This is a genomic window from Arthrobacter sp. Br18 (genome assembly GCF_000520555.1).
Lineage (GTDB): Bacteria > Actinomycetota > Actinomycetes > Actinomycetales > Micrococcaceae > Arthrobacter_D.
This window is the reverse complement of sequence record NZ_KI914852.1, coordinates 125,209-140,601: the sequence shown is the minus strand read 5'-3', so window position 1 is coordinate 140,601 and position 15,393 is coordinate 125,209. Positions and strand designations below refer to the sequence as shown.

Genomic DNA, 15,393 nt, shown 5'->3' with positions numbered 1-15,393 from the left:
GGTAACCCTCCCGGCGTGTCGGTTGCCTGTTCAGCCCGCGCCCGGGTCAGAGGTACGGCAGTACGTGTTCCGCGTACCTCGCCTTCACAATCTCGACGACCTCGGCGGCCGGAGCGTCCCAAATCTTCTGGTTGAAGATCTCCACTTCAACGGGACCGGCGTACCCCGCGTCCGCCACCCACTGCCCCACGGTCGCGAAGTCGATGTAGCCGTCGCCCATGTAGCCGCGGGGCAGCAGGGCGTCGGAGGCGATCGGCAGGTTCCAGTCGCAGACCTGGTAGGACGCCAGGCGCCCTTCGGCACTCGCACGCCTGATCTGTTCGGAGAGCTGCGGATCCCACCAGACGTGGAAGGTATCGACGACGACGCCGACCGTCTCCGCAGGGAAGGGTGCCGCGAGATCCAGCGCCTGGCCCAGCGTGGACAGCCGGGAGAGGAGAACGTCTGCCTGCTCGCCGTCAATGACGTCATGGCGCTCGGGGTCATGGCGGCCCTGCGGAGCGTCGGGGTGTCGGTGCCCGGCGACATGATGGTCACTGGCTTCGACGACATCCCGACGCTGCGCGACTCCTTCCCCCTGCTGACCACCATGCGGTTGCCCCTGGAAGAGATGGGGGAGACAGCGGCCCATCTGGCGCTGACCCGGACTGCTTCAACCCCGGCACCGATCCGCGGCGAGGTGCTGATCCGCGACACCACCTGCCCGTTCGGCGTCGTGCCCTGAACCGAGGTGGGAATCTGGTCGGCGTCGTGCCCTGAAGTAGTCCCGCTGGCCTGTTCCCAGGAGGCCGGCGATCCTGCCCCGCAGCGAGGTCGGTGCACCGGATATGCCGCCCTTCCCCTCACCGATCGCTGGGAAGCGGCGCGTCGCAGGACGACACGCGGCTGGGGCGCTCAATGGCGCTCAATCCCGTGCACCCGCTCCACGCCAGGCGCCTACCGCAGGGTGTCCAGGACGTAGTCCCTCAGCCGGTCGGCTGCCGGGTGTGGCCGGAAGCCGGTGGCCTTGATCTTCGCCAGGTCCAGCACGCTGTTGAGCGGCCGTGGCGCTGCGGATTTCCCCCGGAAGTATTCCTTGGTACTCACGCCGGTGACGTCGCTGCGGTTCCTGCCCGCCAGCTCGAACACCTCGGCGGCGATGCCCGCCCAACTGGAGGCGTCGCCGTCGTTGGTGAGGTTATAGGTGCCGTAGGGGGCACCGGTCGAGAGCAGGTGCAGGATGCCGTCCGCGAGGTCGCGGGTGAAGGTGAGCCGGCCGATCTGGTCGTTCACGACGGAGGGCTGGACGCCCCGGGCCGCTAGCCCCGCCATGGTGCGGACGAAGTTGTTGCCCTCGCCCACCACCCAGCTGGTGCGCACGATGTAGTGCCGGGGAACTGTCGCCACCACCGCGTCGCCGGCCGCTTTGGTCTGGCCGTAGACGCCCAGGGGGCTCAGCGCCTCCTCCTCGCCGTGATGCTCGGAGGTGCCGTCGAACACGTAGTCACTGGAGATGTGCACCAGGGTCAACCGGTGCTCGACGGCGATACGCGCCAATGCGGTCACGGCGGTGACGTTCACGGCCCACGCTTCCGGGCGTCCGGCAGGGGTCTCGGCTGCGTCAACTGCGGTGTAGGCCGCAGCGTTGATGATGGTCGAGTAGTCGGCCCAGTTCCCGGCTGCCGCAGCGTCGGGGCCGCGAAGGTCGAACTCCTCCCGTGTTGCGAACTCGATGCCTGGATGACCTGCCAGGGCCGCGCGCAGCGCCATTCCCAGCTGGCCGTTCGCCCCGAGCACTAGGGTCTTTCGAGGTTGCACCGGCGTCACGGCGTCGAGCCGCGGATGGTCCCGGTCCTTCAGGGAAAGCTCTGCGTTCCCGAGGGGAATCGGCCACGCGATGTCGACGGTCTCGTCAGCAAGGTTGAGGAAGACGTACTGGCTCTGCGCGTCGGAGGACCAGTGGTCGTTCACCAGGTAGGTGTAGGCCGTGTTGTCCTCGAGGGTCTGGAAGGCATTGCCCACGCCGCGCGGAATGAAGATGGCCGTCGAGGGGTCGAGTTCGGCGGTGAAGACCGCACCGAACGTCGGTCCTTCGCGCAGGTCCACCCAGGCGCCGAAGACCCTGCCCGTGGCCACGGAGATGAACTTGTCCCACGGCTCGGCATGAATTCCGCGGGTGGTCCCGGCCGTCTCGTTGAAGGAGATGTTGTTCTGGACCGGCCCGAAATCGGGCAGGCCGGCCGCGGTCATCTTTTTCCGCTGCCAGTTCTCCTTGAACCAGCCGCGGTTGTCTCCGTGCACGGGAAGGTGGAACAGGACGACGCCGGGAATCGGCGTGACAGTCGCGGATAGGGTTTTTGAGAATTCCACGCCCACGGGTTACTGCCCCTGCTCGGTGTACCTGGACTCCGTGGCGGCTTTCTGCGGACGCCACCATGCTTCGTTCTCGCGGTACCACGCGATGGTTTCGGCCAGGCCCTGTTCGAAGTGGGGGAACCTCGGTTCCCACCCGAGCTCGGTGCGCAGTCTGGTGGAGTCGATGGCGTAGCGGAGGTCGTGGCCGACGCGGTCGATCACCCGGTCATAGGCGTCGGCCGGCAGTCCCATTTCCTTGAGGATTCTTTCCACCACGTCCTTATTGCTCTGCTCGCCATCTGCGCCGATCAGGTAGGTCTGGCCGATTTCTCCCCGATTGAGGATGGTCCAGACCGCGGACGAGTGGTCGTCGGCGTGAATCCAGTCGCGCACATTCTGACCGGCGCCGTAGAGCTTGGGGCGTACGCCGTCGATCACGTTGGTGATCTGGCGCGGAATGAACTTCTCCACGTGCTGGTACGGCCCGTAGTTGTTGGAGCAGTTGCTGATGGTGGCCTGCACCCCGAAGGATCGGACCCAGGCCCGCACCAGCAGATCCGACCCGGCCTTCGTGGAGGAATAGGGGCTCGACGGGTTGTAGGGCGTCTGTTCGGTGAAGCGCCCCGGATCATCGAGTTCCAGGTCCCCGTACACCTCGTCGGTGCTGATGTGATGGAAACGCTTCCCGTGGCGGCGTGCGGCTTCCAGGAGTGTATAGGTGCCGATGATGTTGGTGTCGAGGAACGGCCGCGGGTCCTGGAGGGAGTTGTCGTTGTGGGATTCGGCGGCGTAATGGACCACGGCATCGGCACGTTCGGTCAGCGCACCCACGAGCACGGCGTCGGTGATATCGCCCACCACCAACTCGACCCGACCCTCCGGCACGCCCTTCAGCGAATCCCGGTTCCCTGCGTAGGTCAGTTTATCGAGCACCGTAACAGTGACGTCGGTCGTCTCCATGAGGAAATGCACGAAATTGGATCCGATGAAGCCGGCCCCGCCGGTCACTAAAAGACTTTTCACACACTCATCTATACCGCAATGAGTGCGTTACTTGGTGATCGGTGGTGCACGCTATATACAGGATTGATGCGCGGAATAATTCTGGCTGGCGGTACCGGCTCACGGCTTCACCCAATCACTCACGGAATCAGCAAGCAGCTGGTTCCGGTCTATGACAAGCCCATGATCTATTACCCGTTGTCCACCCTTATGCTGGCAGGAATCCGGGATGTGCTGATCATCACCACACCGGACGATCTCCTCCAGTTCCAGCGGCTTCTGGGTGATGGTTCCCAGTTCGGGGTTCGCCTCTCCTACGCGACGCAGCCTTCCCCTGATGGGCTTGCCCAGGCATTCCTCATTGGTGAGGAGCATATTGCGGGTGAAAGTGTTGCCCTCGTCCTCGGCGACAACATCTTCTACGGTCCGGGGCTCGGCACGCAGCTCTCGAAACTCACCGGGATCGACGGCGCCTCGATCTTCGCCTACCACGTGGCGAACCCGACCGCCTATGGTGTGGTCGAGTTCGACGCCGATGGCGTTGTCGTTTCCCTTGAGGAGAAGCCCGCGCAGCCGCGGAGCAATTACGCGATTCCCGGCCTGTATTTCTACGATGCGCAGGTGGTGGACATGGCCCGGAGCCTGAGGCCCTCCCCCCGCGGCGAGCTGGAGATCACCGACATCAACCGCATCTACATGGAGTCGGGCAAACTGCACGTCTCGGTCCTGCCGCGGGGAACGGCGTGGCTCGATACCGGCACCTTCGATTCCCTCAATGATGCCTCCAACTTCATCCGCACCGTGGAAGCACGCCAGGGGATGAAGGTGGGCGCCCCCGAGGAGATCGCCTGGCGCCAGGGCTACATCAACGACGACGAACTGCGCGCCGCCGCCGGGAAGCTCGGCAAGAGCGGGTACGGCACCTACCTGCTGGAGCTGCTGGCGACATGATGCCGGCTGTCCGGTGCTGTCCCGGTCGTCAGCTTTCGGCCGGCACGTCCGGGTGTATGCTGCGGGTTTCGGAGCGCTTGCCCGGGCGATGGATCCAGTCCGTGTAGTAGACCTTGGGCAGGACCTTCGCGATCGACAGGGCGGCGTACATCACCGTGTTGATCGCCACGAATGCCGACAGAACGGCGAACAGGTCGGAGTTGAGGATCGCTTCGGGGAAGAGGATCCCGCTGGGTATGACCGACCCTGCGGCGCTGAAGATGGTCATGATGGCTGCAGGATGTCGTCGGGCTGACGGTGCGGAACGTGCTTCCAGTTGGCCTGGCGACCCAGGGAGATGTCGATGATTCCCTTGATGTAGACGATGTTGAGGAACATGTCGAAGAACAGCTCAGGCAACAGTGCGGCGGCCAGGAAGCGTGCCCGCCATCCGCCGTGCCAGACGGTGATCACGCGCTCGGCCGAGAACAGCAGCCCCAGGCCCAGCCAGAACGGGAACCAGACCCAGTTGTCCAGTGAGAAGACCATGAGGAAGATGAGCAGCAGATACGTGCTCAGGGCGATCACTGAGTAGCCGATTCCGAGCTGCTGCGCCCAGTAGCGCAGGGTTTGCGGGGTGATGCCGTAGGCACCGAGATTTTCCAGGGCTCCGCGCTGCCAGCGCAGTCGCTGCGCCCACAGTGTTTTCCAGGAGGGCATCAGTTCGGTGACGACCGAGCACTGAAGCGGGGAGATTATCAGGGCACCGAGGGACTTCAGCGCAATGGTGAGCTCGTTGTCCTCCGTCAGCGCGGCGGTGTCGTAGACGTCTCCCGGAGTTCCGGGGATGGTTGCACCGCGGTTCTGTGCCACCGTGCGCAGGGCTACGGGCCGGAAGATCGAGGCCGTGCCGGTGAGGACAAAAACGCGTCCGCGACGTCGGGCGATCTCCCTGCTGTAACGGATGTATTCATTGCGCTGGAACTGGCCGATCAGTCCGTGTCCCTCTTCGCCGTGGAAGAGGCCGCCGACGGCAATCAGCGCCCGGTCATTGGTGAAGCGGGGGACCGCGGCCTCCAGGAATCCGTCGTCCAGCCTGGTGTCGGCGTCCACCACCATCACGAGGTCATTGTGGCCCTGATGGGGCAGCACGTTCTTCAGTGCCTGATTGAGGGCGCCTGCCTTCTTCTGCGTGTTGCCCACCGATTCGAAGACCTCGACGCCGGCCTGGCGGGCGAGTGCGACCGTCGAGTCCGTGCAGTTGTCGGCCACGACAATCAGCCGTTCGGGGCGGTGGGACTGGGCGAGGAGGGACGCGATGGTGGAGGGCAGTGACGCCTCTTCATTATGGGCCGGGATGAGCACGGTCACCGTCACCGGGCCGGCATAGACGCCGCAGGTCGAGGCCATCAGGATCTTGGGGGCGAGCGGCGCCGTCAGGGAATCGGCGGAACGGCGCGATCTGTTGGATATTCTCTGCTCCACCAGGGCAATACCAACGGCGAACAGCAGCGCAATGGCCATCGCGGCGAGGACAATCCGCAATGAAGGCGCCTTGGTATCGTACAGAATTTCCCAGACACCGAAAAGAATTCCTTCAGTGGGAGCATCGGCCTTTTCGGGAGAGCCTGCTGCGACCGCGAACCAGAGTAATGCGGCTGCGCCGGCGACGGTGGCGGCGATCACCGCGCCCACGGTTCGGCCGAATTGTTTTCCCCCCATGGGGGCATGGTATCAGCGCAATTTCCTACGTGACGCTGATGGGCCGGGACCGGCGGTGTGCCGCGGAGAATTGGTACTACCCGACGGCTTTTTCCGGATCGAATTTTCTTCTTCTCGGACCGCGCGTCGATAAAGGGGTTCGGGAACAGCGGGTACCGGCGGCCGAATCGCTCCCGAATCGGAGCCGAGCGTTTCCGGCGCCGCCGTCACCGGATCGACGTCGGCCCGTTCCCCGTCCTTTCGATCCTCGGAGGAATGTTGGAGAATGCATTCATGGATATTACTGACAACGGACCGAAGCCGAACGCGTTCGACATCGAGAGCGCTACGACGAAGAACTCCGACTACCGCCATGTGGCCTGGACGGGCAAGCACCTGCAGGTGACGCTCATGTCGATCGAGCCGGGCGGCGAGATCGGCCTCGAGGTGCATCACGGGACCGACCAGTTCCTGCGGATCGATGCCGGGAAGGGCCGCGCGGTGATGGGGCCGTCGAAGGACGACCTTTCGTTCCAGCAGGACGTCGAGGACGGCTGGAGCATCCAGGTGCCCGCCGGCACGTGGCACAACGTCGAGAACACCGGCGACGAGCCGCTCCGCCTCTATACGATCTACGCGCCCACGCACCACGCTCAGGGCATCGTGCAGGCGACGCCGGAGGACGCCGAGAAGGACGAGGAGCAGGGACGCGACGAGCCGCCGTCGTGGGTCGAGGAGGTCGACGACAAGGGCGAGGAGACCGCCTGAGTCGCTGCGCGAAGCCGCCCGCCGGGGTGCAGGCTAGAAGTCGTTCACGGAGATGGTGGGCATCGACGCCGTGACCACTGAACCGTCTGCCCGGCGGGTCCCCTCGATGTCGCTCGTGGTCGGGGTGCCGGTCAGGCGCAGGCCGTGGTGCCCGAGCCCGACCGTGACGGGATTGCCGGCCTCCACATACACGGATTCGCCGCGGACTGAGACCGTGGCCGACTGGCCCGATTCGACGGTCAGGGTGATCACCTGCTGGGTCACGTCGGCGCGCACCCGGGTACCGCGCAGCGTCACTCGGAAGCTCATGCGGGTCCAGTTCTCGGGCAGGCGGGGTTCGAAGGTGATGTTGCCGTCGTGGTCCCGCATCCCGGCGAACCCGTAGACCAGGGCACTCCACACTCCGCCGGTCGATGCGACGTGGATGCCGTCCGACGTGTTGTGGTGGAGATCGGCGAGGTCGACGAACAGCGAGGACAGGAAGTACTTCAGTGCCAGGTCGTGATAGCCGACCTCGGCGGCGATGATCGACTGGACCACCGCGGACAGGGTGGAGTCGCCGGTCGTCAGGGCCTCGTAGTACTCGAAGTCGGAGCGCTTCTGCTCGGCCGTGAAGTCGTCGCCCTGGAGGTGGAGCGCGAGGACGACGTCGGCCTGCTTGAGCACCTGGAAGCGGTAGATCACCAGCGGGTGGTAGTGCAGCAGCAGGGGGCGCTTGCTCGCCGGTGTGTTCTCGAGGTCCCACAGCTCCTTCTCCAGGAACGCGGCGTCCTGCGGATGGATGCCCGTGCGCCTGTCGAAGGGGATGTGCATCTTGTCGGCGGCATGCGACCACTCAGCGGTCTCGTCCGGGCCCAGGTCCAGTCGTGAGACCAGCCGCTCGTAGGCGACGGGTTCATCTGCCTTGAGCCGCTCGACCGCACGCGCGGCTGACCGCAGGTTGGCGCGCGCCATGACGTTCGTGTACAGGTTGTCGTTGACGACCGTGGTGTACTCGTCGGGCCCGGTAACCCCGTGGATATGGAAATTGTCGTCGCCGTTGCTGCGCCAGAACCCCAGATCAGCCCACATCCGGGCGGTCTCGACCAGGATGTCGATCGCTCCGCGGATGAGGAAATCGTCATCGCCCGTCGCGGCGACGTACTGCATCAGGGCATGTGCTATGTCGGCGTCGATGTGGTACTGCGCCGTGCTGGCGGCGTAGTAGGCCGACGACTCCTGGCCGTTGATCGTGCGCCACGGGAACAGCGCTCCACATTGGTTGAGTTCGGCCGCGCGCGTCCGCGCCGGCTCGAGCATCGCCTGGCGGAAACGGAGGGCGTTCCGCGCGACTACGGGGGCGGTGTAGCTGAGGAACGGCAGGACGTAGATCTCGGTGTCCCAGAAGTAGTGGCCCCCGTAACCGGAACCGGACACGCCCTTGGCCGCGATGCCGCCGCCGTCGGTGCGGGCCGTGGCCTGCGCGAGCTGGAAGAGATTCCAGCGCACGGCCTGCTGGATGGAGGGCTGGCCTTCCACCTCGACGTCGGAGCGCGACCAGAAGTCGGCCAGCCAGTCCCGCTGCTTCTGGTACTGCTCCTCCAGGGGTGTCTCGCGGGCGCGGTCGAGGGTGCGGCTGCAGCGGTCGGCGAGTTCGCGCGCGGGAACGGTCCGGGAGGTGTGATAGGTGATGTTCTTGATGAGCCGGATGGGAACACCCGGCTTCGCCTTCACGCGGTAGACGTGCTTGGCGAGGTCGTCGTCGATCGAGGAGGTCTGGTCCCAGTCGTTGTCGGTGATCAGTTTGTGCTCGACACCGCAGGCGATGGTCATGGAGGAGTTTGTGGTGCGATAGCCGAGCAGGTAGCGGGAACCGTTGGCCCGTTTCAGGCGCGGTTGGAGGACGCGGTCGTGGAACAGTTCGGCCTTGCGCGGGTCGAAGACCCCGTTCTCCGCGGAGGGCCCGAGGTGGTATTCGTCGATGGCATCCTGGCGGTTGAGGATCTGGCTGGAGATGAGGATGGAGGCGTCGGCGTCGAGCATCTCGACCTCATAGTCGGTGACCGCGAGGTGACGGTCGGTGAAGGAGACGATCCGGCGCGACCTCACGGCGACGCGTTTGCCGGAAGGGGTCCGCCACTCGAGCTCCCGCACCAGGACGCCGTCGACGAAATCGAGCCGGCGCGAGTACTGCAGGATGTCGGCTTCCGTCAGGACGAACGGTTCGTCGTCGACGTAGAGACGGATGATCTTCGCATCGGGGACGTTGACGATCGTCTGTCCCACGCGGGCGAAGCCGAACGCCTCTTCCGCATGCTGGATGGTCCAGGTCTCGTGGAAACCGTTGATGAAGGTGCCGTAGGCGTATCCGTCGCGCGCCTCCTCCACATTGCCCCGGAGGCCGAGGTAGCCGTTGCCGACGGAGAAGAGCGTCTCGGTGCGGCCCTGGATGTCGGGATCGAATTCTGTTTCGACGAGCGCCCACTCGTCCACCGGGAAGTGGTTGCGATCGAGCGGATCGGAGGTGATGAAGTTCATGCGGAGACGTCCTGGGCTACGGGGTGGGTGTGGCCGGGCCGGAAGCGGCCGGAGGCACGGCAAGGAAGCGGAGGAGTTCGGCGAGGTCATCGACGACGACGTCGGCCCCCTGCGCGAGGAGGGTGTCCGCGCCGACGCCGCGGTTCACGCCGACGACGAGGCCGAAACCGCCTGCGCGGCCCGCGGCGACTCCTGAGGAGGCATCCTCGAGGACCGCGCATGCTGAAGCCGGGAAGCCGAGCAGCCCGGCGGCGTGGAGATAGGTGTCGGGGCCCGGTTTGCCCGCGATTCCCTGCTCGGCCGCGAGGACGCCGTCGACGACGACGTCGAAACGGTCGCGGAGCCCGGCGGCCACGAGGACGGCGACGCCGTTGCGGGAGCTCGTGACGACCGCGACCTCGATGCCGGCGGCGACGGCCGCATCCAAAAACGCGAGGGAACCCGGGTACGCCGCGACGCCGTCCGCTGCGAGACTCTCGTGAAAGGCGCTGTTCTTGCGGTTACCGAGTCCGCCGACGGTCTCGAGCCCGGGGGCGTCGTCCGGAGTGCCCTCGGGGAGTGTGATGCCGCGGGAAGTGAGGAGGGCGCGGACGCCGTCGTAGCGGGGGCGTCCGTCGATGTAGGTGAAGTAGTCGGCGTCGGTGTAGCCGTGTTCGATACCTTTTTCCGCAAGGTACGGAGTGAACAACCGTGACCACGCGTGCATGTGCACGTCGGCGGTCGGGGTCAGCACTCCATCGAGGTCGAACAGGAGTGCGCTCAGGGACGACAGGCGCGCCACGGCGGGAGGAGAAGTCACAGTGGTGTTCGCCTTTGGTGGGGATTGGTTTGACGGCTATTTCAAGATGAGGCCAGCGCCGTCGTCGACACCTCCGCGGCCACGCGGCGTCAGTCCGCGGCAACCTGCCCATTGTATCGCTGTGGTTGTTACCCGTGTGACGTCTGGGGGTGGTCGATTCGGTACTGGGCACGAGCCGTTCCGGGGGCTATCATCGCGGGCGTCGCAGAGGCAGCCTGGCGCACACCGGGATCGGGTTCGCCGTCCGTCATGCGGGTATCAACAGGGTTCGCGGACAGTTCACCGGGGCCGGTCGTTGGAAGAGCAGGCGGGGTCCGGTATTCTGGGCGGTGCAACCCGAGGAGCACTATGGACAGGCTGTTCTTCCTGGACAAATCCGATCCCGGCAGCTGGAAGGCCCTGAACGGGCTCGCCCTGAAAGTTGCCGCCGCTGCGGAAGCCGCCGGCCTGAACCGGGCACTGGTGGAGCTGGTCAACGTCCGCATCTCCCAGCTCAACGGGTGCGCGTACTGCCTCGACCTCCACGACAGACTCGCCCGCGAGGCAGGAGCGAGTGACCAGCACCTGGCCGTGTTGACTGCCTGGCGCGAGACGGCCCTGTTCGACGAGACCGAACGAGCCGCGCTCGCCATCGGTGAGGCAGTGACAGCACTGCACCACGACGCGACGGCCCTTGCAGAACTGGCCGGAGCACGTGCCGTCCTGACCGAGGCCCAGTACTCCGCGCTGCAGTGGTGCGCGATCACGATCGACGCCTTCAACCGGGTCTCCATCCTCAGCGCCCATCCCGTCCGCCCCCGGACTACCTCCGGCGATCCCGTCCGCCCCCGGACTACCGCCGGTCCCTTGGACAACCAGGGGGCTGCTGCTACGCCGGCATCCACCGGGGCACCGCCGTGAGCAACCTCGAGGCAGCCCCCGAGGAGATCATCTGCGCCGAGGGCGGTCCCGCCGCCGCGATCGAGCTGCTGGCCCCGCGGGACGTACCACTGGGCGGCCCGCGGGCCATGCCGGTGCGCCGGACCCTTCCGCAGAAACAGCGCAGCCTCATCGGTTCCTGGTGCTTCCTCGACCACTACGGCCCGGACCTCGTCCCGGAATCCGGAGGGATGCGGGTGCCGCGGCACCCCCACACCGGCCTGGCCACGGTGAGCTGGCTTTTCACCGGCAGAATCGCCCACCGCGACTCCGCCGGCCACGAGGCCATTGTCCGGCCCGGCGAGGTCAACCTCATGGTGGCGGGCAGGGGAATCTCCCATCAGGAGTTCTCCACCCCGGACACCGGCGTCCTCCACGGGGCCCAGCTGTGGTTCGCCCTGCCCGAAGCCACGAGGAACATGGCTCCGGCCTTCGAGCACTACGCTCCGGAGCCGGTCCGGGGAGACGGGACCGAACTGCGGGTCTTCCTCGGTTCACTGGCCGGGTCCTCCTCGCCGGTGGCCAGCTACACGCCGCCCCTCCTCGGTGCCGAAGCGGTGCTCCGCGCCAATGCACGGCTGGAACTGGAACTGGACCCGTCCTTCGAACACGGGATCCTCCTCGACACCGGCGACGTGTCCCTGGACGGTACCCCCATGACCGTCGATCACCTTCACTACCTGCGCCCCGGACACCGCCGCATCGCCCTGGAAGCGGGGCGAACTCCGGCCCGGATGCTGATCATCGGCGGGCAGCCGCTGGGGGAGCGGATCGTCATGTGGTGGAACTTCGTTGGGCGCACCCATGAGGAGGTGGCAGCCCACCGCGCAGCCTGGCAGGCCGAGATCCAAGCCGAACCTGCAATCCCTCACGCCGACGGGATCTATCCTGACGGCGCCCCGTACCCCCGCTTCGGGCCGTTCCCCGACGGATATCCGGACCCATTGCCCGCCCCCGCCCTGCCTCATGTCCAGCTGCGCCCGCGCGGCTGCCGGACCAACAGCCTCAGGAGGGCTCCGTGGAACGCCAGACCATCACCGTCCGAAGCGCCCCGGACCGCCGCCGGTACGAACTCGTCGACAGTACGGTCGTCATCGGCGCAGCACACTATCTGGTGCACGGCGACGACGGCGCGGAACGGGTCTTCCACCACACCACCGTCAGCGAGGACTACTCCGGGCGGGGTCTGGCCTCCACCCTGGTGCAGCAGGCACTCGATGACACCCTGGCGGCCGGGATCGCCGTCGTCGCCGTCTGCCCCTACGTCAGGGCGTGGCTGCGGAAACACCCGGACTACCAGCAGCGCACCGCCGCCGTCCGGCCCGAGCACCTCAGCGCTGTCGACAACATCCAGCTGTAGCGACGACGCCGCGGGACGTCGTTCCGGTCCGCTGTCGTCTCACCCGCGGCCTCCGGGCCTTCCGTTTCTCGGGAACTGGTTCTGCAGGGGCACGTTGCCGGCGAGGGTGGCCGCCCCACCGGTGAGCCGTGGCTTCCTGCCCACCTTTCGGGCCTGAAATCCTCTGATAACCGGCGTGTTGCACGACGACACGCGCTTCGACTCCCGAAAGGTGGGCAGGAGGCTGAGTTCCGGCTCGGAAACCTACGGGTTCGTGGCTCCAGCATCGGTCAGCAGGAAGCCATGGCCGCAACCGAGATGAACGCCCGTTGGCAGGCCGAGATGGCGGAGTTCTTCGTGGAGCTGGAGGGCCGCCCGGATGAGGGGTTCCTCCGGTTGGAGGAGGTCTTCCACCTGGAGGACCAGTTGGGCGGCTCCCCAACCCCGTAGGTGCGGTTGTCGGTCGACGGCGGCCGTTGCCGCAACCGCGCCGACGATGGAGAATCGGGCGTACTGTTCGAAGCGGGCGGGATCGGCCGAGGCGACGCCGGCGGAGACCGTAGAGGCGGAGCCCGACGGATGGAGACACGATGAGCATGGCCGCAAGGACCGACACGCAGTCGCCAGGGCTGCACGTTGCCGACAGGCACGATCTGATTCGCGTGCAGGGCGCGCGCGAGAACAACCTCAAGGACGTGCATCTCTCGATCCCGAAGCGCCGGCTGACGGTGTTCACCGGCGTCTCCGGCTCGGGGAAGAGTTCGCTGGTGTTCGGCACGATCGCCGCGGAGTCGCAGCGGATGATCAACGAGACCTACAGCGCCTTCGTGCAGGGGTTCATGCCCACGCTGGCGCGGCCCGACGTCGACGTCCTCGACGGGCTGACGACGGCGATCATCGTCGACCAGGAGCGGATGGGCGCCAACGTGCGCTCCACTGTCGGCACCGCCACCGATGCCAATACGATGCTGCGCATTCTCTTCAGCCGGCTCGGACAGCCGTACATCGGCTCGCCCACCGCCTTCTCCTTCAACGTCCCGACGCGCACAGCGAGCGGGGTGATGAGCACGGAGAAGGGCGGGCGGATCGAGAAGAACGTCGTGCGCAACACGGTCTACCTCGGCGGTATGTGCTCGCGGTGCGAGGGGATGGGCTCGGTCTCCGACTTCAACCTGTCCGCGTTGTACGACGGCACCAAGTCGCTCAACCAGGGTGCGCTCACGATCCCCGGCTACAGCATGGACAGCTGGTACGGCCGGATCTTCAGCGGTGCCGGTCTTGATATGGACAAGCCGGTCGGCGCCTTCACGCCGAAGGAACTGGACAAACTGCTGTATCAGGAGCCGACCAAGATCAAGGTCGAAGGCATCAACCTGACCTATGAGGGCGTGATCCCGAAGCTTCAGAAGTCCGTGCTCTCCAAGGACCCCGAGGCGATGCAGCCGCATATCCGTGCGTTCGTGGAGCGGGCAGTGACGTTCACCGCCTGCCCGGAATGCGACGGCACCCGCCTCAGCAAGGAGGCCCGCTCCTCGAGGATCGACGGGAAGAACATTGCGGACGTCTGTGCGATGCAGATCACTGACGTGGCGGGCTGGGTCCGTGGTCTTGACACATCCGGGGGCGCCGTCCAGGCGGATGGCGGCGTCAGCCACGCGCCGGGGCCGGTGGCGCCGCTGCTGGCCGGTCTGCAGCACCTCCTCGACTCGTTCGCGGAAATCGGCCTGGGCTACCTCTCGCTGGACCGTCCGGCGGGCACCCTTTCCGGCGGGGAGGCCCAGCGCACCAAGATGATTCGTCACCTCGGCTCCTCGCTCACGGATATCACCTATGTCTTCGACGAGCCCACAATCGGCCTGCACCCCCATGACATCGAGCGAATGAACAACCTGTTGCTGCAGCTGCGGGACAAGGGCAATACCGTGCTGGTGGTGGAGCACAAGCCGGAGACGATCGCAATGGCCGACCACGTGGTGGACCTGGGCCCCGGCGCCGGCACGGCGGGCGGCGCTGTCTGCTTCGAGGGCACCGTGGAGGGGCTGCGGGCAAGTGACACCACCACGGGTCGCCATCTCGGTGACCGGGCGGCCCTCAAGAAGTCGGTGCGTACGGCATCCGGCACGCTCGGAGTCCGCGGCGCATCGACGCACAACCTCCAGGACGTGGACGTCGACATTCCGCTCGGAGTGCTCTGTGTGCTCACGGGCGTCGCGGGCTCCGGCAAGAGTTCGCTCATCCATGGCTCGGTCGCCGGTGGCGACGGCGTGGTGGTGGTCGACCAGACCGGGATCCGCGGTTCCCGGCGGAGCAACCCGGCGACGTACACGGGAATGCTCGAGCCGATCCGTAAGGCGTTCGCAAAAGCCAACGGCGTCAAGCCGGCGCTGTTCAGCTCCAACTCCGAGGGCGCCTGCCCTGCCTGCAGCGGCGCCGGCGTCATCTACACGGAACTGGGCGTCATGGCCACCGTTGAATCCACCTGCGAGGAGTGCGGAGGGAAACGGTTCCAGGCGTCGGTTCTGGAGTACACGCTGGGGGCCAGGAACATCGCCGAAGTGCTCGCGATGCCCGTGGCCGAGGCCCGGGGGTTCTTTGGCGACGGCGAGGCGCGCACGCCGGCCGCCCACAGGATCCTGGAGCGGCTCGCCGATGTCGGGCTCGGTTACCTCAGCCTCGGCCAGCCGCTCACCACGCTCTCGGGCGGCGAGCGGCAGCGGCTCAAGCTGGCAACCCAGATGGCGGAGAAGGGTGACATCTATGTCCTCGACGAGCCGACCACCGGACTGCACCTCGCCGACGTCGAGCAGCTGCTCGGCCTCCTCGACCGGCTCGTCGACTCGGGCAAGTCGGTTCTCGTCATCGAGCACCACCAGGCGGTCATGGCGCACGCCGACTGGATCATCGACCTCGGCCCCGGTGCCGGGCACGACGGCGGCCGGGTCGTCTTCGAGGGAACGCCCGCCGACCTCGTCGCCGCCCGCTCCACCCTCACCGGCGAGCATCTCGCGGCCTACGTCGGCACCTGACCGGCGTCGGACCGGCACGCATCCCTCGTGGGCCCCACCCGTCAGGTCGCCCGCTCCCC

The 15,393-nt window shown here is 66.5% G+C and carries 13 protein-coding genes and 2 pseudogenes; 8 read left to right on the top strand and 7 right to left on the bottom strand.

Annotated elements, in window-relative coordinates:
• Window positions 1–46 precede the first annotated feature (46 nt).
• A pseudogene (locus Y704_RS25150) lies at window positions 47–427 on the bottom strand (sugar phosphate isomerase/epimerase); the annotation flags it as partial.
• Between the two features lie 42 nt (window positions 428–469).
• Between Y704_RS25150 and Y704_RS25145 the strand changes: the two are divergent.
• Window positions 470–724: a substrate-binding domain-containing protein gene (locus Y704_RS25145; RefSeq protein ID WP_343212819.1), complete on the top strand. Its 255-nt coding sequence runs from the start codon at window positions 470–472 to the stop codon at window positions 722–724.
• Between the two features lie 212 nt (window positions 725–936).
• On the opposite strand, the gene Y704_RS0106190 is transcribed toward Y704_RS25145, so the two are convergent.
• On the bottom strand, window positions 937–2,355 hold the full coding sequence (locus tag Y704_RS0106190) for a sugar nucleotide-binding protein (protein ID WP_026549472.1): 1,419 nt from the start codon (window positions 2,353–2,355) through the stop codon (window positions 937–939).
• Between the two features lie 3 nt (window positions 2,356–2,358).
• Complete coding sequence (gene rfbB / locus Y704_RS0106185; RefSeq protein ID WP_026549471.1) at window positions 2,359–3,357, bottom strand: dTDP-glucose 4,6-dehydratase; 999 nt, start codon at window positions 3,355–3,357, stop codon at window positions 2,359–2,361.
• A 66-nt stretch (window positions 3,358–3,423) separates the two neighbouring features.
• Here rfbB and rfbA point away from each other — a divergent pair, with 66 nt between their 5' ends.
• Entirely contained in the window at window positions 3,424–4,287 is an 864-nt protein-coding gene (rfbA, locus tag Y704_RS0106180; RefSeq protein ID WP_026549470.1) for a glucose-1-phosphate thymidylyltransferase RfbA, read from the top strand.
• A gap of 28 nt (window positions 4,288–4,315) precedes the next feature.
• Here the strand turns inward: rfbA and Y704_RS0106175 are convergent, their stop codons facing one another.
• Together Y704_RS0106175 and Y704_RS19355 are read right to left on the bottom strand one after the other, a co-directional pair.
• A complete protein-coding gene (locus Y704_RS0106175; RefSeq protein WP_253904243.1) occupies window positions 4,316–4,555 on the bottom strand; it encodes a hypothetical protein in 240 nt (79 codons plus the stop codon).
• Window positions 4,552–5,988: a glycosyltransferase family 2 protein gene (locus Y704_RS19355; protein ID WP_035771781.1), complete on the bottom strand. Its 1,437-nt coding sequence runs from the start codon at window positions 5,986–5,988 to the stop codon at window positions 4,552–4,554. The genes Y704_RS0106175 and Y704_RS19355 overlap by 4 nt, the downstream gene beginning before the upstream one ends.
• Before the next feature lie 273 nt (window positions 5,989–6,261).
• On the opposite strand from Y704_RS19355, the gene Y704_RS0106165 reads away from it, so the two are divergent.
• Complete coding sequence (locus tag Y704_RS0106165) at window positions 6,262–6,735, top strand: cupin domain-containing protein (protein WP_026549468.1); 474 nt, start codon at window positions 6,262–6,264, stop codon at window positions 6,733–6,735.
• A 33-nt stretch (window positions 6,736–6,768) separates the two neighbouring features.
• Here the strand turns inward: Y704_RS0106165 and Y704_RS0106160 are convergent, their stop codons facing one another.
• Together Y704_RS0106160 and Y704_RS19350 are read right to left on the bottom strand one after the other, a co-directional pair.
• Entirely contained in the window at window positions 6,769–9,252 is a 2,484-nt protein-coding gene (locus Y704_RS0106160; protein WP_026549467.1) for a glycoside hydrolase family 65 protein, read from the bottom strand.
• Window positions 9,253–9,268: 16 nt separating this feature from the next.
• A complete protein-coding gene (locus Y704_RS19350; protein WP_051476749.1) occupies window positions 9,269–10,051 on the bottom strand; it encodes an HAD family hydrolase in 783 nt (260 codons plus the stop codon).
• Between the two features lie 348 nt (window positions 10,052–10,399).
• Between Y704_RS19350 and Y704_RS19345 the strand changes: the two genes are divergently transcribed.
• From Y704_RS19345 to Y704_RS0106130, 5 genes and pseudogenes are all read left to right on the top strand, one after another.
• Window positions 10,400–10,951, top strand: a complete 552-nt coding sequence (locus Y704_RS19345; RefSeq protein WP_155850233.1) for a carboxymuconolactone decarboxylase family protein — start codon at window positions 10,400–10,402, stop codon at window positions 10,949–10,951.
• Window positions 10,948–11,958, top strand: a pseudogene (locus tag Y704_RS23275) (pirin family protein); the annotation flags it as partial. The gene Y704_RS19345 and the pseudogene Y704_RS23275, both read left to right, overlap by 4 nt.
• 29 nt (window positions 11,959–11,987) lie before the next feature.
• Entirely contained in the window at window positions 11,988–12,329 is a 342-nt protein-coding gene (locus Y704_RS0106140) for a GNAT family N-acetyltransferase (RefSeq protein WP_026549465.1), read from the top strand.
• Window positions 12,330–12,611: 282 nt separating this feature from the next.
• Entirely contained in the window at window positions 12,612–12,758 is a 147-nt protein-coding gene (locus tag Y704_RS19340; RefSeq protein WP_343212818.1) for a hypothetical protein, read from the top strand.
• Window positions 12,759–12,898: 140 nt separating this feature from the next.
• Window positions 12,899–15,334 (top strand): ATP-binding cassette domain-containing protein, encoded by a 2,436-nt coding sequence (locus Y704_RS0106130; RefSeq protein ID WP_026549464.1) that lies wholly within the window; start codon window positions 12,899–12,901, stop codon window positions 15,332–15,334.
• The last annotated feature ends 59 nt before the right edge of the window (window positions 15,335–15,393 follow it).